The organism is Hathewaya massiliensis (assembly GCF_902143515.1).
Lineage (GTDB): Bacteria > Bacillota > Clostridia > Clostridiales > Clostridiaceae > Hathewaya > Hathewaya massiliensis.
Window position 1 is genome coordinate 31634 of the sequence record NZ_CABFVD010000003.1, and the last position, 24599, is coordinate 56232.

28 protein-coding genes and 1 pseudogene are annotated in these 24599 nt (G+C 28.8%); 6 read left to right on the forward strand and 23 right to left on the reverse strand.

Annotated elements, in window-relative coordinates:
- Positions 1-167 precede the first annotated feature (167 nt).
- The 10 genes and pseudogenes from FNZ64_RS07140 to FNZ64_RS07180 form a co-directional block, all read right to left on the reverse strand.
- Complete coding sequence (locus tag FNZ64_RS07140; protein WP_142414165.1) at positions 168-2153, reverse strand: ABC transporter permease; 1986 nt, start codon at positions 2151-2153, stop codon at positions 168-170.
- Positions 2143-2913, reverse strand: coding sequence for an ABC transporter ATP-binding protein (locus FNZ64_RS07145; protein WP_142414166.1), 771 nt, complete (start codon positions 2911-2913; stop codon positions 2143-2145). Before FNZ64_RS07145 ends, FNZ64_RS07140 begins: the two co-directional genes overlap by 11 nt.
- Positions 2914-3027: 114 nt before the next feature.
- Entirely contained in the window at positions 3028-4044 is a 1017-nt protein-coding gene (locus tag FNZ64_RS07150; RefSeq protein WP_142414167.1) for a sensor histidine kinase, read from the reverse strand.
- Complete coding sequence (locus FNZ64_RS07155; protein ID WP_142414168.1) at positions 4035-4715, reverse strand: response regulator transcription factor; 681 nt, start codon at positions 4713-4715, stop codon at positions 4035-4037. Before FNZ64_RS07155 ends, FNZ64_RS07150 begins: the two co-directional genes overlap by 10 nt.
- Before the next feature lie 323 nt (positions 4716-5038).
- Positions 5039-5176, reverse strand: coding sequence for a helix-turn-helix transcriptional regulator (locus FNZ64_RS15100; RefSeq protein WP_423244935.1), 138 nt, complete (start codon positions 5174-5176; stop codon positions 5039-5041).
- Between the two features lie 158 nt (positions 5177-5334).
- Positions 5335-5583 carry a DUF2442 domain-containing protein gene (locus FNZ64_RS07165; RefSeq protein WP_142414170.1) on the reverse strand — a complete coding sequence of 83 codons (249 nt, stop codon included), beginning with the start codon at positions 5581-5583 and terminating at the stop codon, positions 5335-5337.
- Positions 5584-5596: 13 nt separating this feature from the next.
- Positions 5597-5758: pseudogene (locus tag FNZ64_RS15015) on the reverse strand (DUF4160 domain-containing protein); the annotation flags it as partial.
- 121 nt (positions 5759-5879) lie between these two features.
- Positions 5880-6842 (reverse strand): IS3 family transposase, encoded by a 963-nt coding sequence (locus FNZ64_RS07175; protein ID WP_423244940.1) that lies wholly within the window; start codon positions 6840-6842, stop codon positions 5880-5882.
- Positions 6806-7105: a transposase gene (locus FNZ64_RS15105; protein ID WP_423244936.1), complete on the reverse strand. Its 300-nt coding sequence runs from the start codon at positions 7103-7105 to the stop codon at positions 6806-6808. The genes FNZ64_RS07175 and FNZ64_RS15105 overlap by 37 nt, the downstream gene beginning before the upstream one ends.
- 67 nt (positions 7106-7172) lie before the next feature.
- A complete protein-coding gene (locus FNZ64_RS07180; protein ID WP_423244937.1) occupies positions 7173-7277 on the reverse strand; it encodes a DUF4160 domain-containing protein in 105 nt (34 codons plus the stop codon).
- A gap of 638 nt (positions 7278-7915) precedes the next feature.
- Between FNZ64_RS07180 and FNZ64_RS07185 the strand changes: the two genes are divergently transcribed.
- Complete coding sequence (locus FNZ64_RS07185; protein ID WP_142414172.1) at positions 7916-8698, forward strand: hypothetical protein; 783 nt, start codon at positions 7916-7918, stop codon at positions 8696-8698.
- A 156-nt stretch (positions 8699-8854) separates the two neighbouring features.
- Here the strand turns inward: FNZ64_RS07185 and FNZ64_RS14920 are convergent, their stop codons facing one another.
- From FNZ64_RS14920 to FNZ64_RS07210, 5 genes are all read right to left on the reverse strand, one after another.
- Positions 8855-9496 carry an IS4 family transposase gene (locus FNZ64_RS14920; RefSeq protein ID WP_243129225.1) on the reverse strand — a complete coding sequence of 214 codons (642 nt, stop codon included), beginning with the start codon at positions 9494-9496 and terminating at the stop codon, positions 8855-8857.
- Between the two features lie 622 nt (positions 9497-10118).
- Positions 10119-12047 carry a hypothetical protein gene (locus FNZ64_RS07195; RefSeq protein WP_142414173.1) on the reverse strand — a complete coding sequence of 643 codons (1929 nt, stop codon included), beginning with the start codon at positions 12045-12047 and terminating at the stop codon, positions 10119-10121.
- A gap of 644 nt (positions 12048-12691) precedes the next feature.
- Positions 12692-13261 carry a hypothetical protein gene (locus FNZ64_RS07200; RefSeq protein WP_142414174.1) on the reverse strand — a complete coding sequence of 190 codons (570 nt, stop codon included), beginning with the start codon at positions 13259-13261 and terminating at the stop codon, positions 12692-12694.
- A gap of 1 nt (position 13262) precedes the next feature.
- Positions 13263-13478 (reverse strand): hypothetical protein, encoded by a 216-nt coding sequence (locus FNZ64_RS07205; RefSeq protein WP_142414175.1) that lies wholly within the window; start codon positions 13476-13478, stop codon positions 13263-13265.
- 4 nt (positions 13479-13482) lie between these two features.
- Positions 13483-13644, reverse strand: coding sequence for a hypothetical protein (locus FNZ64_RS07210; RefSeq protein WP_142414176.1), 162 nt, complete (start codon positions 13642-13644; stop codon positions 13483-13485).
- 554 nt (positions 13645-14198) lie between these two features.
- Between FNZ64_RS07210 and istA the strand changes: the two genes are divergently transcribed.
- From istA to FNZ64_RS07230, 5 genes are all read left to right on the forward strand, one after another.
- Entirely contained in the window at positions 14199-15695 is a 1497-nt protein-coding gene (istA, locus tag FNZ64_RS07215; protein WP_142414177.1) for an IS21 family transposase, read from the forward strand.
- Positions 15692-16471, forward strand: coding sequence for an IS21-like element helper ATPase IstB (gene istB / locus FNZ64_RS07220; RefSeq protein ID WP_243129226.1), 780 nt, complete (start codon positions 15692-15694; stop codon positions 16469-16471). The genes istA and istB overlap by 4 nt, the downstream gene beginning before the upstream one ends.
- A gap of 134 nt (positions 16472-16605) precedes the next feature.
- Positions 16606-16905 (forward strand): transposase, encoded by a 300-nt coding sequence (locus FNZ64_RS15110; RefSeq protein WP_423244936.1) that lies wholly within the window; start codon positions 16606-16608, stop codon positions 16903-16905.
- A 56-nt stretch (positions 16906-16961) separates the two neighbouring features.
- Positions 16962-17831 carry an IS3 family transposase gene (locus FNZ64_RS07225; protein ID WP_423244941.1) on the forward strand — a complete coding sequence of 290 codons (870 nt, stop codon included), beginning with the start codon at positions 16962-16964 and terminating at the stop codon, positions 17829-17831.
- A 193-nt stretch (positions 17832-18024) separates the two neighbouring features.
- Positions 18025-18303, forward strand: a complete 279-nt coding sequence (locus FNZ64_RS07230; RefSeq protein ID WP_142414179.1) for a hypothetical protein — start codon at positions 18025-18027, stop codon at positions 18301-18303.
- Between the two features lie 222 nt (positions 18304-18525).
- On the opposite strand, the gene FNZ64_RS07235 is transcribed toward FNZ64_RS07230, so the two are convergent.
- The 8 genes from FNZ64_RS07235 to FNZ64_RS07270 form a co-directional block, all read right to left on the reverse strand.
- A complete protein-coding gene (locus FNZ64_RS07235; protein WP_142414180.1) occupies positions 18526-19320 on the reverse strand; it encodes an MBL fold metallo-hydrolase in 795 nt (264 codons plus the stop codon).
- 416 nt (positions 19321-19736) lie between these two features.
- Entirely contained in the window at positions 19737-20090 is a 354-nt protein-coding gene (locus FNZ64_RS07240) for a hypothetical protein (RefSeq protein WP_142414181.1), read from the reverse strand.
- Positions 20091-20629: 539 nt separating this feature from the next.
- The gene (locus FNZ64_RS07245) at positions 20630-20863 is read right to left on the reverse strand and encodes a heavy-metal-associated domain-containing protein (RefSeq protein WP_012658662.1); all 234 of its coding nucleotides are present in this window, start codon (positions 20861-20863) and stop codon (positions 20630-20632) included.
- 89 nt (positions 20864-20952) lie between these two features.
- Positions 20953-22806, reverse strand: coding sequence for a heavy metal translocating P-type ATPase (locus tag FNZ64_RS07250; RefSeq protein WP_142414182.1), 1854 nt, complete (start codon positions 22804-22806; stop codon positions 20953-20955).
- A gap of 58 nt (positions 22807-22864) precedes the next feature.
- Positions 22865-23167: a hypothetical protein gene (locus FNZ64_RS07255; RefSeq protein ID WP_047001639.1), complete on the reverse strand. Its 303-nt coding sequence runs from the start codon at positions 23165-23167 to the stop codon at positions 22865-22867.
- Between the two features lie 149 nt (positions 23168-23316).
- Positions 23317-24081: a Crp/Fnr family transcriptional regulator gene (locus FNZ64_RS07260; RefSeq protein WP_185903710.1), complete on the reverse strand. Its 765-nt coding sequence runs from the start codon at positions 24079-24081 to the stop codon at positions 23317-23319.
- A complete protein-coding gene (locus FNZ64_RS07265; RefSeq protein WP_242849830.1) occupies positions 24078-24320 on the reverse strand; it encodes a hypothetical protein in 243 nt (80 codons plus the stop codon). Before FNZ64_RS07265 ends, FNZ64_RS07260 begins: the two co-directional genes overlap by 4 nt.
- Positions 24321-24338: 18 nt before the next feature.
- Entirely contained in the window at positions 24339-24563 is a 225-nt protein-coding gene (locus tag FNZ64_RS07270) for a helix-turn-helix domain-containing protein (protein ID WP_142414183.1), read from the reverse strand.
- Positions 24564-24599 lie beyond the last annotated feature (36 nt).

Sequence of the window (24599 nt, forward strand, 5' to 3'; positions counted from 1 at the left end):
TTGTAAAAACATATTATCATTATTACCTTGAAAAAACAATAAAAGCCCCTGAAATCAAGGGCTTTATATTATACCAACATCATATATCGATATTCACTTGTGAACCTCCCCGACCATAAGGTTACAGGGCTTCGTATAGAAAATTGATAGTCTATAAATTTTTCATATTATATTCTTTGACTTATATTTTTCTTTGCTCCAAAATAAGTTGCTATAAAATATCCACCATATATAAGTATTAATACAAATAGTGAAATTAATACATTATTCATTGCTCCTACGCCGCCAACTACATTTATTATTTTCCTAGAAAATTCTAGTCCAACTATGGAATGTATCAATGCCAAGGATAATGGCATTATAAAGTATATGGCTATTTGACTTAACAAGGATTTATTAATTACTTTTTCGTCTACTCCTATTTTTCTTAATAGGTTATATCTCTCTATATTTTCTGTTGATTCAGATAGCTGTTGAAGTGCTAATACCGCTGCTGAAGTTATTAAAAATACCCCTCCAATATAGATTCCTAAATAAGATATTATGGCTCCCACACTTGATGAATTTGCCAATAAATCATCTTTTGTTATGTAGTAAAACTTGTCTTTTCCTTCTATAGGATCTATTTCTGTTTTGATTAATTTTTCTACCTCAGACTTATCTTTCTTATAATTTAAATTTAAGAAAGAACTTTTAACTGGTAACCCCTTTGTAATAGAATCATTAACTATAACGGTACATATGTTAGTTTTTATCATCTGGTCATAAGCAACAACTTCCATGGTCTTAACCTTACTTGGCTTTAATTTAAATCCATTTATATCTATTTCCTTATTAGAATCTAAAATTTTATCAAATACCTTTATAGAGTCCTTTATATCCGTAAAGATTGCATATTCATCCTTATTTAATTTTATGCCATCTTTTTTTGCCATCTTCATAATTTCATTAAATTTTGATATTCCTATAACCTGAACTGGTTGATTTGAGCTTACAGGATAATAGTTTTTAAGTTTTTCTTTTCCTTCCTCTGGTAATATATCATTATATTTTAAACCACTGTTAAAATTTGTGTAATTTATATATTCACTAGAATACTTACTTAAATCTACTCCATTTTCTTGCAATATTTTTTCTATATTACCTCCATTAAAGTTCCAAAATGTTAAATCATATTGAGTTAAGTCTTTTATCTCTGCATTCATGGCACTATTTATTCCAAGTCCGCCTGAAAACATACAAATTCCGAAAAATAGCATTAAGCATATAAAAGACATAGATATAAATACTGTATTTATCTTACTGTTTATTTGTCTTAAAACAAACATATTTAAACCTTTTAGATAATGTTTTTTATTAGCTTGAAATAACTTTAATAAAAATCCTGATAAAGAAAAGAAAAATAAGAATGTTCCAATTGTACCTAATAATATACTTACCCCAGTTACTTTAACGTTTAATTCAGCTACTCCACCCTTTAAAATCATATGGTATGCATAACAAATAATACTACAGCTTATAATAAAGGTTATTACAGAAATCCAAACATTTCTTATCTTTATATTTTCATTTTTTCTTGCTGAGGTTAATAAATCAATAAGATTAACTTTTCTTATAGTTATTGAATTAAACATTAATACAATTAAATATATACCACCAAAGCAAAGCAAGGTTTTTATCATTGAACTTGATGAAAAAATAAATTTAAACTTAGTAAGATTTACTTCAAACATTTTTGCTGTTAATACTGATAATCCTTGTGATAAAAGTACTCCTATACCTAAACCTATAGCTAAAGATATTACCCCTACTATTAAGGTTTCTATAAAAATTATTTTAGATAAACTTCCTTTTTCCATTCCCAGTGTCATATATATTCCAAATTCTTTTTTTCTTCTTTTTATTAAATAATTATTTGCATATATAATTAAAAATCCTAAAACAAAGGATACAAATATAGATGCAAAACCCATTATACCTTCTACTTGTTCAAAGGCTGAGGCTTGAACTTCATTTAATTCCATCATAATACTTTGAGATTGTATTGAATTAAAGGTGTAAAATATACATACTCCAAATACTAAGGTTAAGAAATAAATAGTATAATCTCTAAAACTTCTTTTTAAATTCCTAAAGGCTAGCTTAGAATACATTATTTTGGTCACCTCCAAGAAGGGTTATAACTTCAATTATCTTCTCGAAGAATTCTTTTCTTGAGTCCTCTCCACGAACTAATTCATTAAATATCTTTCCATCCTTAATAAATAAAATGCGACTTGCATAACTAGCAGAAAAAGCATCATGAGTAACCATCATAATTGTAGCATTTAAACTTTTATTCAAATCCTCTAAGCTTTCTAAAAGCATTTTAGCTGATTTAGAATCTAATGCCCCAGTTGGTTCATCTGCTAATATTAATGAAGGATTTGTTATTATTGCTCTGGCAGAAGCAACTCTCTGTTTTTGTCCACCAGACATTTCATAAGGGTATTTATTTAAAACTTCTTCTATATTTAGCTTTTTAGCTATATCTTTTACCCTTTTGTCTATTTCCTTGTGATTAACTTTTAATATAGTTAAAGCTAAAGCTATATTTTCATAAGCTGTTAAAGTATCTAAAAGATTAAAGTCCTGAAATATAAATCCTAACTCTTCTCTTCTAAACTTTGCTATGTTTTTTGAGTTTAATTTTGTAATATCATTTTCCGATATATAAATATGCCCACTAGTTACCTTATCTATTGTGGATATACAATTTAAAAGTGTAGTTTTTCCACTACCTGAAGCCCCCATTACACCAATAAATTCTCCTTCTTCAACAGAAAAGCTTATATTCTCAAGTGCTTTAGTAATATTGCCTTTTCTTCCATAATACTTCTCTATATTACTTACTCTTAACACTTCTTTTTTCATATTATCCTGCCTCCTAATCAATCTTATAGAATAATTGTAAGATTTATTAAGACTTCAATCCATAGAATAACCTAACAGAAAACTTACACTTTTGTAATATAACTATATTTAAAACTAATTTTCAAAAATCATCATTCTATTTATAGGAAATATTATGGATACCTTAGTTCCTACATTAATTTCTGAAGTTAAATTTATTCCAAGTCCAAGTTTTATGACTAACTTTTTGCATAGATATAACCCTATACCTGTGGATTTTCCGAACTTACGACCATTTTCGCCAGTATAACCCTTTTCAAAAGCCTTAATTACATCTTTTTCACTCATACCAATACCTGTATCTTCAATGTTTAAAATAATATTTTCTCCTATTTCATTTGTATAGAACCTAATTGTACCTTCACCCTTCTCCATATATTTAATAGAATTAGATACTATTTGATTTATAATAAACTCAATCCACTTGCTATCTGAATAAACAATTTTATCTAAATCTTTTACTTCAATTTTTATTTTTCTTTCTATTAAGATATTAGCATTTCTTTTTACAACTTTATTAACAGAGTTTTTTAAGTTTAATTCTTTTATTATGTAATCTTTTTCCAAAGCATTACTTCTAGTGTAAAAAAGTGCTTGTTCTATATAGTTTTCAACCTTTACTATTTCCTCATCTATGCTTTTTGTTACCTCTGATTTATTATTTTCTACAAGTAATTTACAGCTTGCTATTGGAGTTTTTATCTCATGAACCCACAGCTCTATGTATTCTCTATATTCATTATTATTTATTTTTAAAGAGGCAATTTCATCGTTCATAGCTTTAGTAGCTTCTTTAATTATGGAATATAAAATCTTACTATCTAAAAAATCCCCCTCATCTATGATTTCTGAAATTAAATACTTTTTATCTAACCTATCTAAATTTAACATTAGCTCATTATAATACTTTTTTTTATTAAAATAATCATATACATGAAATATAGATATCCCAATTAAATTAAGTATAAAGATAAAAAAAATAGCATAGAAGTCTACCTTTAAAGCAGCTAGTAATATTGAACTAAATATCATTATAGACAAACTTATAATTATAAATAATATTCTTTCTTTAATAAAATCCATTAATCCCATATTAATATATATCCTTGCCCTCTCTTAGTTTTTAAATAATCTACTGCTCCTATCTCCTCTAGCTTTTTTCTTAATCTATTTATATTTACTGTTAATGTATTATCATCAACAAATTCATCTGATTGCCATAAAGCTTCTATTATTTCATTTCTAGATACTATCTTTTCCTTATTTTTCATCAAAACATATAGTATTTTACTTTCATTTTTGCTAAGTTCAATTTTATTATTATTATATTCCACTTCACTTATAGATAAATTATGCAAAAGTCCCCTATATTCCAATATCTCTGAATCAGAATTACTATAAGCTCTTCTTATTATTGAAGATATTCTAGCTAAAAGTATTTGGGTATTATAAGGCTTTGTTATAAAATCGTCTGCCCCTAAGTTCATGCTCATAAGTTCATCTACTTCGTTATCTCTGCTTGTTACAATTATTATTGGCACAGTACTCCTTCTCCTAATTTCTCTACAAATATAATAACCATCATAATAAGGAAGATTAATATCTAGTAAAATTAAATGATACCTTTCTTTCATAACCTCTTCTACTATATTTTCAAAATTTAAAGAATAGCTAGTTTCATATCCATATTTATTTAAAAAAGTACACAGTTCATTTCTAATTTTTTCTTCATCCTCTATAATAAAAATTTTCTTTGTGTCCATAGTTCCTCCTAAATATTTTATAATTAAAAACATTATTTATAACTTAAATACGTTAAATTACCACGTTATAATTTTTTCTTATCTATTTATTCACCTTTATACTCTTTTGCTATGTTTTCAAGCATTTTATCCAAATAATCCTGGTGAACTTTTTCATCCTCAACAATTGCTATTTTTCTGCCCTCACCACCTCTTTATTTTAAATTATACCTTTTTACTATAATATTACAAGTATTGCTGCCTTAAGCTTTGCTAATAAAAAATCCACCATATTTCTATGGTGGAAAATAATATTACCGTACTATACAATACCTATTAAGTATTTATAAAGATTTACTTTTTAATTGGTATCCATATTTCAAAGCTACATCGGTTACCCTATTCCCCATAAATAAGTCCTGTGTAGCTAAAGACAATCTTCTTCTCCTTGTATATTCACTTACTGTAACACCTGTTATCATATAATACATCCTTTGAAAGTGAAATTCTGAGGACAAAGCTATTTTTGCAACTTCCTTTACATCTATTTTTTCAGTAATATTGTCCTCAATCTTATGTCACAATCTCAGGTGTTGTTCCAGAAAAAGGATGTAGTCAAGCAGTATACTTTTTCTGGGTGTTATGGATTCTTATAATAAGGAACACTATCCTCATATAAAGTTTCTGGATCTATATCAGCTTCGTTTTCCCACTCCACGCTATCAAAACTTGCTTTCACTGATTTAAATATTGATGTATCTTTTAGTTCTTTAAAGATACCTTTATTTAAATATGGATTCATATCAAATAATCTTACTTCACCATTTTCAAAAGTTAGTAGTAACTTATACCCGTCTAAGGCTTTTACATCTTTTACTGATAAGTACATATACATCACCTCTTTATTTTAAAGGTTCTATTTTAAATGGTAATTCACTTTCCATTGCTAAATTCCAATTAGCCTTTAATTCATCTTGATGAAGTTCAGCCCATGCTAATACTAATCTTAATTGTTTTCTTGGTAAGTTGCCTTCTATTAATTCACAAGTATTTATATCTATAACTGCCTTATAATCGGATTAACCCCTTTATTTTGGACAAACTCTATTAAATTCTCGCTATTACTTCAATTTTCATGCCATCATAAGTTATAGGCTTAATTCATTTACTATGTATTTTTATACACTATAACTTAACTGTCATCCATTCTAGAGTTTCTCCAGAATAAAGGTTATAAAATTCACTTGGAGTCTTATATCCTAAGCTTGAATGAATTCTACGGTTATTATATCTTTTCATAAATTCATCTACACTTATAAATGCTTCTTTATAATCATTAAATTCATTAACACTAAAACACTCATCCTCTAATATTCTGTGAAAAGATTCAATATGGGCATTCTTATTTGGTGTTCTAACAGGTATTCTCTCATGATGGATACCCAAAATTTCACAAGTCTCTTTGAAGGTATTACTAATAAACTGTGGACCATTATCAGTTCTTACCACAGGTAATTCAATATCCTTTTGAAATAAATTTCTTTTAATAAGACAGCGCCTAAGGGTAGCTGCGGTATCTTTAGCATCACAACTTAATCCCATATGATAGTCAATTAATGTTCTGTCAAATACATCAATTACATTTAGTAAGAAGAAAAATCTATCTTCTCCTTTTATATAGCCGTATTTAATATCTAGCTCCCAAACATTGTTTGAAGAGTTTACTTTTCTATTTATAGCAATACTCTTCTTAACTTTATCTTTAACTTTTCTCTGAGGCCTTAGTAAATCTAACTCTTTGCATAATCTATATGCTTTCTTATGGTTCAATACAAGCTTATATTCACGCTTGATGTGTTCTTTTATCTTTCTATATCCATAAAACTCTGCATCTCCATTTATTGATTCTATTATCCATTCTTTTATTTGTTCATCACACACTTTATCACCACTAAGATTAAATGAATATCCAGGAGCAGGTTTACCTACAGGTTTCTTTTTTATCTTATCTTTATTGGCAATATTATAGTAATAAGTTGATTTGCCTAATTTTATAATCTTAAGTACTAATAATGCACAATATCCTTGTGATATATATTTTTCACAAATTTCTACTTTATCTTTAATTGAGGGTTTACTTTTTTTAATAAGTCTCTAAGTATTGAAATTTCAAGATCTTTCTCACCTAACAGTTTCTTTAAATGATCATTTTCTTGCTCTTTTTCTTTAAGTTCTTTAGTTATTTCTTTTCCCTCAATTAAAGTTGATGATAAACCTTGTTTTTTTATCCATCCATTGACCGTTGATCTTGCAATTCCATGCTTACGTGCAACTATACCAATATCTTTTACATTATTAACTTCCTTAATGATTTGGGATTTAAACTCTTCTGTATAATTCTTCTTTTTCATGTATAATCACTCCTGACAATATTATTATATTTTACATAACAGATATTGTCCAATATCATTTAGGGGCTTAAGAGTAATCTCCATAAAAAGCATGAAAATGCGATGGTGCATGTTCTTTTGGTGCACAATACATCCTTATAATTATTCCATAAAACATACTTATTGTTGGCATAAAATCTCACACTCCTTTATTCAATTTACAATTTCATTATAACTTATTAATTAAATTATTCAAACAAATTAGTAAAAACTATTTTAATACCTAGAAATACATTGCCGTGTTATCTGCAATTCCTCCTCTACAAATTACTATTTATACTACTCAAAATTATTTCTAATTTTATTATAACATATTTTGTTAATTCATCATTACTTATAATACGGTATCTTCATGTACAAAAATAAACTTATGCAAGTCATATAAATGCCTAAGTCTAAAAACCTCATTTACTTAAAGGAAACTGGACTCACATTCCTTCGCTAAGTAAGTTCCCCTAACCAAATCAAAGATTTGGAGCATCACTTATGGTACATTTCTTCCTATCATATTCTAAATTCTATTAAATTCACTTTGAAGAAAAGCAGAGAGCCCAAATCTCTGATTTGCTGCGAATCGCTTTCACAGAGTGCGATGAGAATATTAGAGCAGCTAGTCATTCTATAAATTTAAAATGAAGATTTTAAATACTGGTATTCAAGAAAATTCCATAGTTATATGTGATATAATCTTATTAAATAAAGGTAAAACTTAAAGTAAAGTAGATAAGTTAGATAATTATCTAATAATAGTTATTTGAGGTGATAGTAACAATGAACAAATTAGATTTAAGTGCATTAGTTAATAAATACTCAAAAAATGATAAATCATATTTTAGTGGTTTACTTATGTATAAAGATAAGGAAGTTGCTATTATAGAGGATTCTAAACTAACTAAGATTATAGACAAATCATTATTGCCAATAATAATGTTAAATGAAAATATAGGTTCTTTTGATGCATGGTTACAAACTAGAGTTATTGACACTCATAGAGCTAACTCTAGGCATGTAAGACGTAGGTTAAGTGTTAGAAGTGAAGTTCCAAATGAAATAGTTGTAAAATCCAGAGCCCTTAGTATAACTGACAGCTATTGGTTAAAATGGACTAATGAAAATTTAACATATAATCATATCAGAAGCAAATTATCAGATGGATTAAATACCATAGCTCTTTATGGGAATTCAGAAAATGTTACATTTAATGATACTGATTTAACACCAGAATTAACTAACATAGGAAGCTTTGAAAAGTGTTGGAAGCTTATAGATGGATCTTGGTTCATGATTAAAAAAGGAACCTACAAAGAAAATTTTGCTGAGGTATTAATATCTAAAATAGCTATACATCTAGGATTTAATGCTATATCATATGAACCTTTAGATCATGGAAGATTAGTAAAATCTAAAGATTTCACTAATAATGCAGAGGTAGACTTTGAACCAATGTTTTCTTTCGTAAGGGATTACTGGGATATTGACAACTCCATAGAAATAATAAATCAATTAGGATTCATAAATGAATTTTTAGACATAACTTATATCACTAGTGTTTAATTTTTAGAAAATATTTTCATTGACATTTGTATTATAATCATTCTTTATAGTAAAATTCTTAAATTAAGCTAATATAGAATAATATTCCTATAACAAAGGGCAGACTTGCCCGCATAGTGATAGCTTGTATGGAAGTATATGGTTTTATAGTTGCAGTTAGCCACCTAACCACTTCTCCCAAGAAAACAAGATATTATCTATTAATTTTGTAATTGAATGTTTTATTAATCTCTTTATTTTTAATAAGCCGTAGGCTGTTTTGGCTACGTCTTGTATTAGTTTTATTATAATGAATGTTATTATTGCCGAAACAATTTGCATCATAACTGCATTAAGGCTATGTCCTATGAATCTTTTAATTTTTAAATTTTGCTTAATCCATTTGAAGAATAGCTCGATATCCCAACGTTTTTTATATAACCATGCTATATCTTCACTAGTATATTGTAATATGTTAGTTACAAAGGTTAGTATTTGACCTTCAGAATCAACTACAGTGATAACCCTATACTGATTTTTTGTCATATTAATATCTTCTGTACCAAGATAGCAAATAATATCTTCAATGATATTTATAGAATCATCTAGTAGAGTAACGTCAGAGTAAGTTATTTCAAGCTTACTTACTTCAGTTATAGCAGCATTATCTTTTAATCGGGTAATAAAGCGTATTCCTTTATTGCTAAACTCATCAAACTTTTTATAGTCAACATAGCCTTTGTCAAAGACATATATACAGTTGTTTTCTGTAATAAGTTCTTTCATCTTAGTTCTATCATGTGGTTTAGCATTAGACACNAATTATAAGCTCAGGAACTCCTTTGCTTAAGTTGAATTTTGTATGAAGCTTTATTCCTGCTTTTGTAGAGCGAAATTCTGCCCACTGAAAATAAGTCTTGGCCATACTTATAGTTGAAGAATCTATTAGTTTTATGGTTCCAAACTTTTTAAGTTTCTCATTTACAGGTAATTGTTTTAAAGCAGTATCAATTAGTTCGTTTAATATTGGAATGTAAACATTATAATCCATATAGTTATTATAATTAGACAACGTTCCCAAGCTAACGCTTTTTATTGACTCCTTTAGCTTAGAATCAGATTGCATAAAATCATCAACATCCCTTAAGCTATCTAGCTTCGCTAAATGAAAGTAAAGGTGAGTTTTCAAATGATTTGATGCTATATTATAGTCAACATCTAACTTATACGTAGATTTTTTCAAAGTGTTCCAGTTAACAATATCTAATAATTTTTCAAAAATAGTGATATAATTATTCATAGATAGTCAGCAACTCCTTTGCGATATGATTGTGGTAATTATATTAAAGCAAAGGTGCTGACTATTTTCATTTATATATTGCTGGTACACATAGAAATTTATTACAAGTTATTATTGTCAATAGGATTTTCAATCCATTAATTAAACACTAGTGACAATAAATAATAAATAAATTATAAAATTTACTTTTAAAATATATAATATAATAGAAGCACTTATCATAATTATAGTTGTTGCAATATTATTATTTAAAATCTTAATAGAACTATATCCCTGAATATATTTAGCTGCATATTTTTTACTGTTTACAATCATATCTATATAATTTGATATGTAAACAATAAATAGTAATACTAGTACAAATAGAAATATAAAAATATTTGCTTGAGCCATTAAAAATTTATAATTACTAATTTTAATCTCAAATCGTGTTAACATAGTATTGGTAATATAAAGCTTGTCTAAATTATATTGTATAAGCATACTTTTAAATTGATTTCTATCATTTAACTTAAAGGCTATACTACAATTTGCAAGATTATCATAATAAAAACTGCTTTTAAAACTTCCATTGTCTAGAATTATAATAGAATCGTGAATTTCCGTAGTTACTGTATCTTCATCATAAATAGAACTTAATATTTTATATTTTATTCCATTATCAATATAAATAATTTGTATATCATTTATATTATTTTTTTCATCTTCTAACTCCTTATTAAAACTATCATTTGCATATGAATTATAAATAGATATATAATTACTTTTTATATCCTTTTCATATTTCTTATATTTTTTTGGCACTAGGATGGTTGGAATGTGATAATTAAAATTCCAATCTATTTTAATTTTCGTATAATCCTCTATATATTTTTTATTCAATATAAGGTTATTACGTATATATGAATTAACCATTTGCTCCTTTGTTTCTCCTAATTCTGCCTGAAAAGAATCCTCTTTTAAATACTCTGTAATTAAATCTATCATAACATAGGCTTTATTTTGATTTTCAATATACATTTTCTTAACATTATTCTGAGTTTTAGCAAGTTCTTTTTTATTATTTCTTAACCTATCATATTCATCTGAATTAAAACCATAAGAAGTATACATATTATTTAATGCTTTATAAGCATCACATTTTTTATACAGTTCTTGCAAATCCCCATAATATTTAATAGACATATTAATTGATAATGTAATAAAAATAATTAATACAACCTTAATTATATGAATCATACAATTTAACCTAGAAGAAAAAACTTTATTTTTTAATGCTGCAATAATATCTAGTTTTTTGACAGATTTTTGTAATAATAGTATTAGTATAATATTAATACTACTAATAATAAATAAAAATAAAGTTAGAAAAATTATGTATCTCAAAGAAAATTTATTTTTAAAACAATAGTAAATAGAATATGCCAAAACCACTATTGCTATACAAATACTTTGTATCTGCAATGTTTCCTTAATATTAGTAAAAACTATTTTTGTAGGAGAAAAACCTGATAATTTTTTTACTGCATTTACTTTATATCTAAATATTGTATATATATAGAGAATTGCCAATGTAATAATACATAATATAATAAATTGTAGTAAATTTTGTTTTAAAATATTACTATAAGCTATTGATTGCTTATCTACCACCTTTATATCTACTCCTATTTTTTTCGAGAGCATACTTATTTCTTCTGGCGATAAACTAGCAGAAAATAATCCGCTACTATCTATAAAATCATCTTGTGTAATTTCAAAATATCTATAAATATTATTTGAAACACCAATAATTTTTTTAATTGACTTTATATCAGTATGGTAAATATCATAATAAATATTTTCATCTTCTGATATAGGAGTTTTCACTATTTGAAATGTAGCATTATTTTCTACAAGTCCTTCATATACTTTTAATAACTTATCACCTTGGAGATCACATACTTGATACTCTCTTAAAGAAGTATCTCCAATGTTATTAAGCCCATATATTTCATATATAGAATTATTAAATATGTATGAAAATATGAGCATTAAACCAACTAAATAAATTGCATATATTTTTTTCATAAAAAACCCCTTTTGTATATTTATTTAGCATAAAACTACTGAAACAATTGTTTGTTTTACTTTTTTGATCTTTATTCCTCCCCATAAATTAATTTGGTATTACAATTTAGTATCAACTTCCTTTATAATACTTTTTATTTATTTACTATTATATATTAACTTTTATTTTATTTAAATACAATTACTTCTACATTTTTCATCTATTTCTTACATTTTTCTTTTTTAATTTCACTACTTTGGAATATATATGTACTCATCTACTGCAATAGTTGTGATGAAATAATTGATAAAGTAGCTATCATACACAGTTAAAATAAGTAATAGATTTCATTTGTTTAGGATTAACTGAGAGACAAATAAGCCTACAATTAAAGGTATTGAGAATTGAAAGTTTAGTAGCAAAAAAATAATTTGCCACCATATTCTAAACTATGGTGGCAAATAGGTGGCAAAATCATTTATTTGAATCTAAAAATCTCTTCTAACTATTGTCTCAGCAGTAGGTTGCAGCAAATCAATTTTCCCTTCACTCAATTTCTTGGGCAATCCTTGCATGGACATTCGTAAAGCCTCAGTAGTCCCTTGGCGTAAGGATTCTCTGCTCCATAATGATAACGCAATATTGGTAACTATTGTTATTTATTTTATATTATCTCAAAAATAAACTCACAAGGTTTTTGCCCCTTGCTGTTAATCGGAGATGAAACAATTTCTTTTGTTTTTAGCCCAACGCCCAGTTGTAACTGTAAGTGACGCCTAAATGATCCGGCACAACAAAAGCAATAAGAAAGCGGCATAGTGCGATCATCAGCATAGCCTGTGAGATCAGAAACCGTCATGCCCTTTTTTACGGCGGCGGAACAGACGCATTTGTATTTTTCATTTCCTTTGTATAAAAGAGTTCCTGTCAATAAATTATTCCCGTTGAGAATAATTTTTTCCGAATCAAAAATATTGTTATTCAGATGGTTTACCTTTTCATCTAATGATTTACCAGTAAGGTTTTTTCCAATCTTTTTGCATTGTTTTAAAAATTTCTGTCCGCCTCCACAAGCGCATGAATCTAAAATCTCATGCATCATATCTTGGTCAAGCAGCTTCTCCATTCGCGAAATAACATCTACTAAATCTTCGTTGCCGATGATTTCTTTTATTATTTTTTCATCAACATTATTTAGCGACAACTTCTTTTTAATTCCATAAACCCTTGCCATTTTACTTTTCCCCCTTCAATTTAATTGGCACATAAATTTCAAGTTGATGATAGCCAATCCCTTTTTTAATATCATCATATGGATATATCATATTACATAGCGTTTGATGACCAGAATGCTCATCTATTTCAAAACCACTTGTTCCCACAGAGCGATATATTTTAATTTTCAAGCAGCTTTTTATAAACCGCTGTCTCCTTGTCGTATCAAAATCCATTTGTCTACAATACCTTAATTGAAGTTACATTTACTCTTTCTTTTTTGATTGTTGGATCAGCGACTAACTGAATGGCATTAGGTTGGTCTTCAATTACTTTATCACATATCAGTCTAACCAATTTTTTCCCAAGACCTTTTCCTAAGAGATGCTCTTCACCAATCATATAGTCAATTCCATAGGTTCCTGTTGGTTCACAATCTTCCTTAAACGCCTTCGTTCTTTAATTAGTTTTGTTATTATAGACTTCCCAGTTCCATTTTTACCAAATATAAAATTGATTTTCTTATCAAATCAAATATAATTTCATTTTCTTTGGGCTAAGTTAATATACATTAGAATTCCTCCATTATAGTGTTATGTAAAGTATTCTCTCAAGTAAATTAAGAACTCTTCCATTTTATTGTACATCAATTTACATATTATTACAACAAACAATTTATTATAATAGCAAATAAAATTATTGTATTTCAAATTATAAAACATAACTCTATCTATTCGAAGAATAACTGAAGATAACACGAAAGTATTCTCTCACGTCAAAATATATTCCCATCTAAAATTCTGTGCACACTGTAATCAACTTTTTATGCTCTTTAGGTACAGGGGATATTGTTGATTTATAATTAAAACTGACCCACCTTTAATACTTAAAATTGACCCGTCAAAAATAATAATGTACCCTAATCATGAAAGAAAAGATTGGGGGGAAAAGTTAAGGTGAAAGAAGTGCAAGATTGGATTACAGTAAATAGACTTTATAAGAAAGGAGTACCAATAAGACAAATTGCAAGGCAGCTAAAAATATCAAGAAATACTGTAAGGAAGTTAATAAAACTAAAAGAGGAACCTAAATATAGTAGAAGCCATTATGAAACTAAGGTAGACAAGTACAAAGATGATATAAATATGTGGTACTTAGATCCCTTATATAATTTTAATGGAACTAGAATATTTAGAGAACTCATAAAGAAAGGATATACTGGAAGCATCGGCCCTGTGTATAGATTTTTAAATAAGTTAAAGGATGAGAAAACTAAAGTTAGCTCAAAAGCCACTAGAAGAGTTGAAACTCCTTTAGGCGATCAAGCCCAATTCGATTGGTCAGAATATAAGGTTTTTATAAATGAAAAGTTAGTAACTGTATATTGTATAACAATGATTTTAGCTGCTTCTAGGAAAAAAGCTATAGTATTTAGTAAAAAAGTGGATGGCGAAAGCCTTTACGAAGCAATTCATGAACTCTTCTTAGACTTAGGTGGGGTAACAAAGGAGTTATTAATAGATAATCCTAAGGCATTAGTTATACATAATGATACTGGATACGAAGTAGACTTTAACATAAGTGCGTTGAGATTGGCCACATTTTTAGGATTTGAATTTAATGCTTGTGCACCATATAGAGCTAGGACTAAAGGGAAAATAGAAAAGCCATATCAATACATAGAGGAGCAATTTATCAAAGGAAATAGTTTTCAATCAATGGAGGAATTAAATTTTAGAGGTAAAAAATTTGTTGCTGAATGGAATAATAAAGTTCATGGAACTACTAAAAGAATACCAAATGAAATGTTCTTAGAAGAACTTGAAACGCTACTACCTGTAAAAAAATCTAAATTTATTATAGAAAAACTAAAGCAAAGAAAAGTAAGTTTAGACTCATTTATATCTGTAGATGGTAATAAGTATAGTGTTCCAATAGAATATGTAGGGAAAAAGGTAAAATTCAGAATAATATATGGATATAAAATAGAGGTGTTTAATGATAATTTAGAAGTTATAGCTTTTCATGAAGTTATTATTAATAAAGCTAAAGGAATAGTAGCTGTTGATGAATATTATGGACATTTAAATAATCTAGTCCCAAAATCTTTACCAGAAATACGTAGACAAATGGAGAATACATTTGCCTATGGTAAGTTATATTATGAGGAAGCAAGTAAAAGGCTTAAACAACCTAGTTTTCATGCAAAAGGCTTCCTTAAATTAAAGGAACTATATAATGTTGAAACCTTGAATCTTATTCTAGAATACTGTTTAAAGCATCATATCTACGATATAAGTGATATTAAAAAAGTTATAAAAGAAAACTACTTAGATATAATTGGAAATAAAATATCGGTAGATAGTAATAAAACCAATTCCTCAGAATTAGTTAGAGGTTTAGGTTATTATGAAAAACTATATAACTATGAACAAAAGGAGGGTCAAATTTGATTGAAAATACTAAAATTAACACATCAAGATCATATATAGACTCAGCTTTAAAAAGATTTAAACTCTTAGATATAGGTGAGAATTATGAAGAAGTTATAAAACATGCTATTGAAAATAAGTTATCTTATAGAGAATTTCTATCTAAGTTACTGGAATTAGAAACAGAAGGAAAGTTAAATAGATTAAAAGAAAGAAATATTAAAAATGCTAAATTTGAAGGAATAAAAACGCTTGAAACCTTTGATTTTAATGCTGAAATTAAAATTGAGGAATCAAAAGTTAGGGAGTTATATAACATAAACTTTATTGAGAAAAAAGAAAATATAATATTTATAGGACCACCAGGTGTCGGTAAAAGTCATTTAGCTACCGCTTTAGGGATAAGAGCATGTGAATTAGGTTTGAAAGTTCTATTTATCACGGCAAAAGATCTTATTGAAAACTTATATAGAGACTATGAAAAAGGAACTTTAAAAAACAGTTTTAATAAACTTAAAAAGATTGATTTATTAATTATAGATGAGTTAGGCCATTTTATGATGGATAAAGAAAAAGAGAGTATATTTTTTCAACTTATCCGCCACAGATACGAAAAAAACTCTCTTATAATAACTACCAATATCCCCTTAGGAGATTGGAGTAAAATATTTAGCAGCGAGTTAGCTGCCACCGCTATACTCGATAGACTGCTACATCATTGTCATATTCTAAGTATAACAGGTGATAGCTATAGGGTAAAGGAATTTTTAATGAGAGGTGAAAATTGTGCCAAATAGAAATGTAAGCATTGACTTTGAAAAGTTCGTTGAAATTTTTAATAATGACGGGAAGCCTACCTCTTAAGCCCCTAAATGATATTGGACAATATCTGTTATGTAAAATATAATAATATTGTCAGGAGTGATTATACATGAAAAAGAAGAATTATACAGAAGAGTTTAAATCCCAAATCATTAAGGAAGTTAATAATGTAAAAGATATTGGTATAGTTGCACGTAAGCATGGAATTGCAAGATCAACGGTCAATGGATGGATAAAAAAACAAGGTTTATCATCAACTTTAATTGAGGGAAAAGAAATAACTAAAGAACTTAAAGAAAAAGAGCAAGAAAATGATCATTTAAAGAAACTGTTAGGTGAGAAAGATCTTGAAATTTCAATACTTAGAGACTTATTAAAAAAAGTAAACCCTCAATTAAAGATAAAGTAGAAATTTGTGAAAAATATATATCACAAGGATATTGTGCATTATTAGTACTTAAGATTATAAAATTAGGCAAATCAACTTATTACTATAATATTGCCAATAAAGATAAGATAAAAAAGAAACCTGTAGGTAAACCTGCTCCTGGATATTCATTTAATCTTAGTGGTGATAAAGTTTGTGATGAACAAATAAAAGAATGGATAATAGAATCAATAAATGGAGATGCAGAGTTTTATGGATATAGAAAGATAAAAGAACACCTCAAGCGTGAATATAAGATTGTATTGAACCATAAGAAAGCATATAGAATATGCAAAGAGTTAGATTTACTAAGGCCTCAGAGAAAAGTTAAAGATAAAGTTAAGAAGAGTATTGCTATAAATAGAAAAGTAAACTCTTCAAACAATGTTTGGGAGCTAGATATTAAATACGGCTATATAAAAGGAGAAGATAGATTTTTCTTCTTACTAAATGTAATTGATGTATTTGACAGAACATTAATTGACTATCATATGGGATTAAGTTGTGATGCTAAAGATACCGCAGCTACCCTTAGGCGCTGTCTTATTAAAAGAAATTTATTTCAAAAGGATATTGAATTACCTGTGGTAAGAACTGATAATGGTCCACAGTTTATTAGTAATACCTTCAAAGAGACTTGTGAAATTTTGGGTATCCATCATGAGAGAATACCTGTTAGAACACCAAATAAGAATGCCCATATTGAATCTTTTCACAGAATATTAGAGGATGAGTGTTTTAGTGTTAATGAATTTAATGATTATAAAGAAGCATTTATAAGTGTAGATGAATTTATGAAAAGATATAATAACCGTAGAATTCATTCAAGCTTAGGATATAAGACTCCAAGTGAATTTTATAACCTTTATTCTGGAGAAACTCTAGAATGGATGACAGTTAAGTTATAGTGTATAAAAATACATAGTAAATGAATTAAGCCTATAACTTATGATGGCATGAAAATTGAAGTAATAGCGAGAATTTAATAGAGTTTGTCCAAAATAAAGGGGTTAATCCGCTACGGCTAAAAAATATATCGAAGATACTTACGATATTACATACAATATTGCACAAAGGCGCTTAGTCAAGGAAACAAATTATGTGTTTAGCAGAGCTACTAAAAAATATATTGTTCAAAATAAAACCGAGGAAGTGTTCATTAGTACAGATAAATTATTTGAAGGTAAATTTATATCAAAAGATAAACAAAGTACCTTAAATGATAAAAACATAAGTTTTGATGATATTTTAACTGATATTTTAAAAGATAGATTAACGGAGTTAGGCAAGTTTTTCAATATTTCTCAAAGTTCTAAGGAAATTTCAATTAATATGAAATTACTAAACTCCTCAGGATATAAAGTGAATATTTTAGATTAGAAGTAATAAATAAGCAACCAATAAGTATATTTTTGATATTACTTATTGGTTGCTTGATGGGTCAATTTTAATTAAAAAAGTGGGTCAAATTTACTTGACAATCTACACTAATGCAAGGCTTACTGATATATAATAAATAAATTTTGCTTTTTTAATTGTTCCATAATTTTATCGATAAGTTGTATTTTGTAAAATTGGTATTATCCTCATAATTCTTCTGATTTAGGCTTCAACTGTTTCTCCACATGACAGGTAAAATAAATTGGGCATTTGCTGAGATAGAACTTGAAATGCTTCTACCCCTGTACAATGACAAGTAAAGAATTGGGTTTTAGGATACTTTTGCAATTCCTTTGCAATACCATTCAATAATCTGGTAGATACAGTTTTCTTCGTCAATGGATTGAACAAATGATAACCACCAACGCATAACTGTGGGTTATATAGCTTTGCCTTCTCCATAATATTTACAATACCTGAATGACCGCAACCCATAATAACAGCTATTTGATTTTCTCTGATGACTAAGTTGTGTTCGTGTGTAAAATCATCTTTCTTCCCTTTCGCATACAATGCATCATTCGCATTTGAATAATATTTATCTGTATGACTTACAGTAAACACACTCAATTCATCATCAATCTGAAAGTCGCCTTCGATTAAAGCAATTTGCGGATGGTTTGCTAGGTTCTCGTCTATACCAACACTTACTTTCAAAAAAAGGAGCTTAGAATAGTGTGGCTCAAATGCTTTTTTCTGCACATATATCTTAGCAGTTGAGTTGATTTGCAAAAAACGTTTCAAAGCTCCACCGTGATCCATGTGTCCATGTGAGATAATAACTGTATCAACCATAGAAATATCGATACCTCTTATTTTGGCGTTATTAAAAACAGTATTGTCAGGGCCCAAATCAAATAAAATTTTATGTTTTTGCGTTTCAATATATAACGATAAGCCATGTTTAGCCTTTAATTCACACTTAGATTGATTCTCAACTAACGCTGTAATCTTCATACCGCTTCCTCCCCATACCATATAAACAATCACTTTCAAGACTGCCCGATAAATTACTATTTTTAGTTTACATATTGGAATTTGGCGAAATGAAGAGCTGTTCATTTCACACAACATCCCTTACTTTATAACATTCCTCCAAGCAAGTGTAATTGTGATGTTATAAAAAACAAGATTATTCCAATACTTAAAACTGTTAAAATCTGTTTTGATTTCTCGTATAAAACAAATATAGTTGCTCCCCATAGAAGTAATTCTAAAAAATAACTTATATCAAGATACCAAAAACCAAAATTGAATGCTTGTCGTGTCATCACCATAAAAATAATTGCCGAAATACAAATTGATATAATATGCGTTCCTTTAGCATACCAACATATTGCTCCTAAGAAAGGCGATACTACGGTCATTGCAAACTAAATCATCATATATGACTTGGGATAAAATCCTACAATCATAATAGTATAGGCATAATAACTGCTTACCATCCCGACAAAGAATAAAAAGCTATTCAAGGCTGCTCGCTTGAAAGATTTAGAGTACATAGCAATACAGATTCCACAAAAGAGCCAAACACCCATGCGTGAAAAGAAGTTTCTCAAATCCAACATCTGAAGGACATATGGCAATGAATTACTGGCTGTTTCATCTAATATCTTTGATACTATGCCAAGTGCTATTCCAACTGCAAATATTAGAACAGAATATAATATTTTTTTAGTGATTGATATTGTAACTGGTTGTCTGATTTCATTGAAAAATTTCCGCATTATTACCTTACAAAACATAAATAATCTCTCCTACAAATTCCTATTTGTCTAATTGCCTATATATAATTCATGTTTCATTACTCTGCTTTTCTACACTATATAATATAATTTATCCATCGATTTATCAACTTAGATTTCCTATTTTCCTCTGTCATCACTCCAATTATCCAATGTCATCTATAAAACACCCTATTTTTAAGGGTCAAAAAACGGTGTTTTTTCACCGATTTTTGACCCGATTTTCATCCTCAAACCACTATATATTGTGGTTAAGTTACCTTATTTCTTCTTGTCACCACAATACGTCATCAGAATTATACTCTCAACATGTTTTGAGATGAATTCATAGCTGTCAAGAAATATTGGCTCAAATGCTTTTATCGAAAATTCCCTCTGTGGAAACATATCCACAGAGGGAATTCGTATGTGAGAACATATCAGTCAAAGTATGGTTTTATTACATAGCTCCTCTAATACAGTTCTTAGGAAAAAATGCTTCCCAAACACTATCTCCCATATAAACTTAAGTGGTTCGTTACTTAAATATTTTTGACCTGGGATTTTAATACTTCATAACCTAATTTGTCGATAACATGTTCAATGTCTTTTATAGATACTTTTTCATCGTCAAATTCCACCCTCACCTTGCTTGAATTAAATAGTACTTTTAAACTCTCTTTACTTACCCCGTCCAAAGATTTCACACCATTCTCTATTTTTTGCATACAAGACGGACATGTTAATGTTTCTAACTGAATTGTTGCTTTTTGCATTTTTCATCTCTCCTTTAGTTTATGTTAATTGTATTATATACTATTATTATCTATAATAAATTGATTTACATCAAGAATTTTATTTATTTTTATTTTCTTAATTTATAGCGAAGAAGTCTCATACCATTTAAAATAACTACTAATATACTTGCTTCATGTACTAACATACCGATTGACATGTTCATCCATTCACTAAAGAATACGCTGGCAAGAAGGACTAATACAACCCCTACTGCAATAATAATATTTTGAAGCATGTTATTAGCGGTTGCTTTTGTTAAACCTAATGCATGTGGCAAGCGGCTGAAATCTGAATTCATTAAAACAACATCTGAAGTTTCGATTGCTACATCTGTTCCATTTCCCATAGCAATTCCAATTTGTGCTAGAGCTAGTGAAGGACTATCATTTACTCCATCTCCAACAAATGCCACAATTTGACCTTTTTCTTGTAACTCTTTAATATATGTTGCTTTATCTTCTGGCAACATATGTCCATGAGCTTCTGTAAGTCCTAGTTCACGTGCTACTAAATCAACTGTTCCTTGGTTATCACCAGAAAGAACTACTAGATTTTTAACACCAAGTTTTTTCAACTTTTTAAGATCATCTTTTACACCCGGGCGAATTTGATCACGAATACCCATCAATGCTTTTAATTCACCATCAACTGATGTTAAAACAAGTGAATTTCCATTTTTCTCAAATCTGGCAATATCTGCACGAGCTTTTTCACTTAAAAGAATATTTTCTTGCTCCATTAGTGCCACATTACCGACTGCAACTTTATGACCTTCTACATGAGCTACAATTCCTCCACCTTTTACAACATCTGTTTTTTCAACTGTATATAATTTTATATCTCCAATATATTCTACAACTGCTTTTGCTAATGGATGATCTGATTCCTTTTCAACACTTGCTAGATACCCTAATACTTCATATACATTATCTGCATAAATTTCCTTATCAGCTACTTTGGGATTTCCTATTGTTAATGTACCTGTTTTGTCAAATACCATGGTATCTAGTCTGCTAAAGTCACTAATAACCTCGCTACCTTTTAGAAGGACTCCATGACGTGCTCCATTGCCAATCCCCGCGACGTTTGAAACCGGTACACCGATTACCAATGCTCCTGGACACCCTAAAACTAATATTGTAATTGCAAGTTCAATATCCCTTGAAAATATCCATACAATAAAAGAGAGAACTAAAACAGCTGGTGTGTAGTATTTAGAAAATCTATCAATGAAACGTTCTGCTTCTGATTTTGAATCCTGTGCTTCTTCAACCAACTCAATGATTTTACCAAAAGTAGTATCCTCACCTACACGATCAGCAGTGATTTGAATAGTTCCATTTTCTAAAATTGTTCCGGCATATACCCCTGAACCTTTCTTTTTACTTACAGGAACCGCTTCTCCTGTAATACTTGCTTCATTAATATGCCCTTCTCCTGTTAACACTGTACCGTCAACTGGGATTTTTGCACCCGTTTTAACAAGCAAAATATCTCCTACATCAACTTCATCTATTTCTACTTCTTCAAACTCACCATTTTCCACTTGTTTTAAGGCACTTTCTGGTGCCATTTGAGTTAATTCTTTAATTGCAGAACGTGTTTTATTAAGTGTCCTTTGTTCTAGATAAGCTCCAAATAGAAATAAAAATGTAACAATTGCTGATTCTTCGTAGTTTCTAACTATAAAGGCTCCGATAACTGCAATGGTAACTAAAACATCAATACTAACTACTTTGACTTTTAATGCTTGATACGCTTGAATCGCAATAGGTGAAACTCCCAAAATTGAAGCAATTACTAATGCCCATATGGCTATTTGTTCGTTTTCGAAGCCTAATTTACTGACAAATGCAATTATTATTAAAATTGCACTTACTATTGTAATATGGTTTTTTCTTCCTAATATAAATTTTTGCACATTCATACTCCTCCCTATTAGATTATTTATATCTTTCCATTACTTTGTTTGTTTTCTTTTATGCTTCATATGCTTTATCTAATTCTGCTAACATGTTATATACTGCTTCATAACTTTCGCATACATCACCTGGAACTGTATAATTATCTGTGATTTCACGTAATTTTACAAACTCCTCTTTTAAATCCGGCTTTTCTACTCCCGCATCTTTTGCTTTCTTTGCAAGTTCATCATATACTTTACGAACCTGGTAGAATTCTGGATGATTTCCTCCATGAACTTTTGCTACAACTGGAACATATTGTGCTAATGTTTTTAAATGAGTTTCCTTTACTTGATTAAAATTTAATTGTCTTGACATATTTTTTTCCTTCTTTCTTGTTTTATTTTTTCTTTATCTTGATTATATAATACTATAGATTGAAAGAAATTAAATTGATCTAAATCAAGTTTAGTCTTTTTTAAATGTTTTAATAATTTTTACTACTATTTTACTTTATATTATCACATCTATACCAACAACAATCCATCTAAATCTAAAATCTCAATCCTTCTACCTGATTTTTGTTTTATATATCCTTCATTTTCAAGGTCAGCTAACTTTCTACTAATAGTTTCTGGAGTAGTTCCTAGATAAGAGGCTAAATCCTTTTTACTCATTGGCAATTCAATTTCCATTGGACCATCTCCGCTTTCCATGCATTCTGCAAGAAACAGTGCTAATCTAGTATCTACCTTCTCTGTGGCAAATCTAGTTGTTTGTTTTTCTGATGTTTCTAATCGGTTAGAGAATTCCGATAAAATCTTCAAAGATATAGTAGGGTACTTTAATAAAAATTCTTGCAAATCATTTCTACTAATCATACATACATCGGTATCACTCATTGCTTCTGCATATGCTTCCTGAATTGATTCGCGAAACAAGGCAAGCTCTCCAGTGAAATCGCCTGGATTTAATATTCTCACTAATTGTTCTTTTCCTGATTCAGACGAACGGTAAATTCGAATTTTCCCTTTACTTACAATATATAACAAGTCGGATATATCTCCCTCTCGGTAAATTACTTCACCCTTTTTAAAAGAGGTCGATTGTGTTACTTTCATAATTTCCTCCATCTGTTCTCCTTCTAAATGATTAAAGATCGGAACTACAGTGATACATGAAGCGTGTGAAGCTGACTCATGTCCTTGATGATGAGTGTGAGTAACATCGTGATACCCTTGTTTTTCTATATATTGATTTTTAATTTCATGCATCAAATCCTTTTTTTTCATTTGAATGCCCCTTTCATATTCTCTCTTAAGGTCTCTTTAGCTTTTTCCAAGTACCCACGAGTCCAGTAAATGCAGGTAAACTTATCCGGATGAATAATTGCGTTATCATCATAGTCAGGATTTTCCAGTGTACTTTTTAGACGTCCTATTTCTTGCTTAAGTCCTCGGATGGCGGTCATTATTTCTTCCTTTGTCTTTCCTTTGAGATACTCTTCATAGTAACTTTCCGGACTAATCATTATATTAGACCGCCTCCTTTATTCGTTAGATATTTTTATCTCATCACCATCAGGTAAAACAAATGCCTGCTCAAACCTGACACCCAGTACATCTGCGATGGCTTTCAACTCATCCAAGGTTACTGTTTCTCGCTTCAATTTCTTGTTGAAATTTTGTGGTGTCTGTCCAATACGTCTAGCAAGTTCGGAAACACTTATATTCATTTGCTCACACAGTTCTTTAATCATTTCTGCCGTAGTCATACAGCACCTCCAAGTTTACGCTAAGAATATTATAAA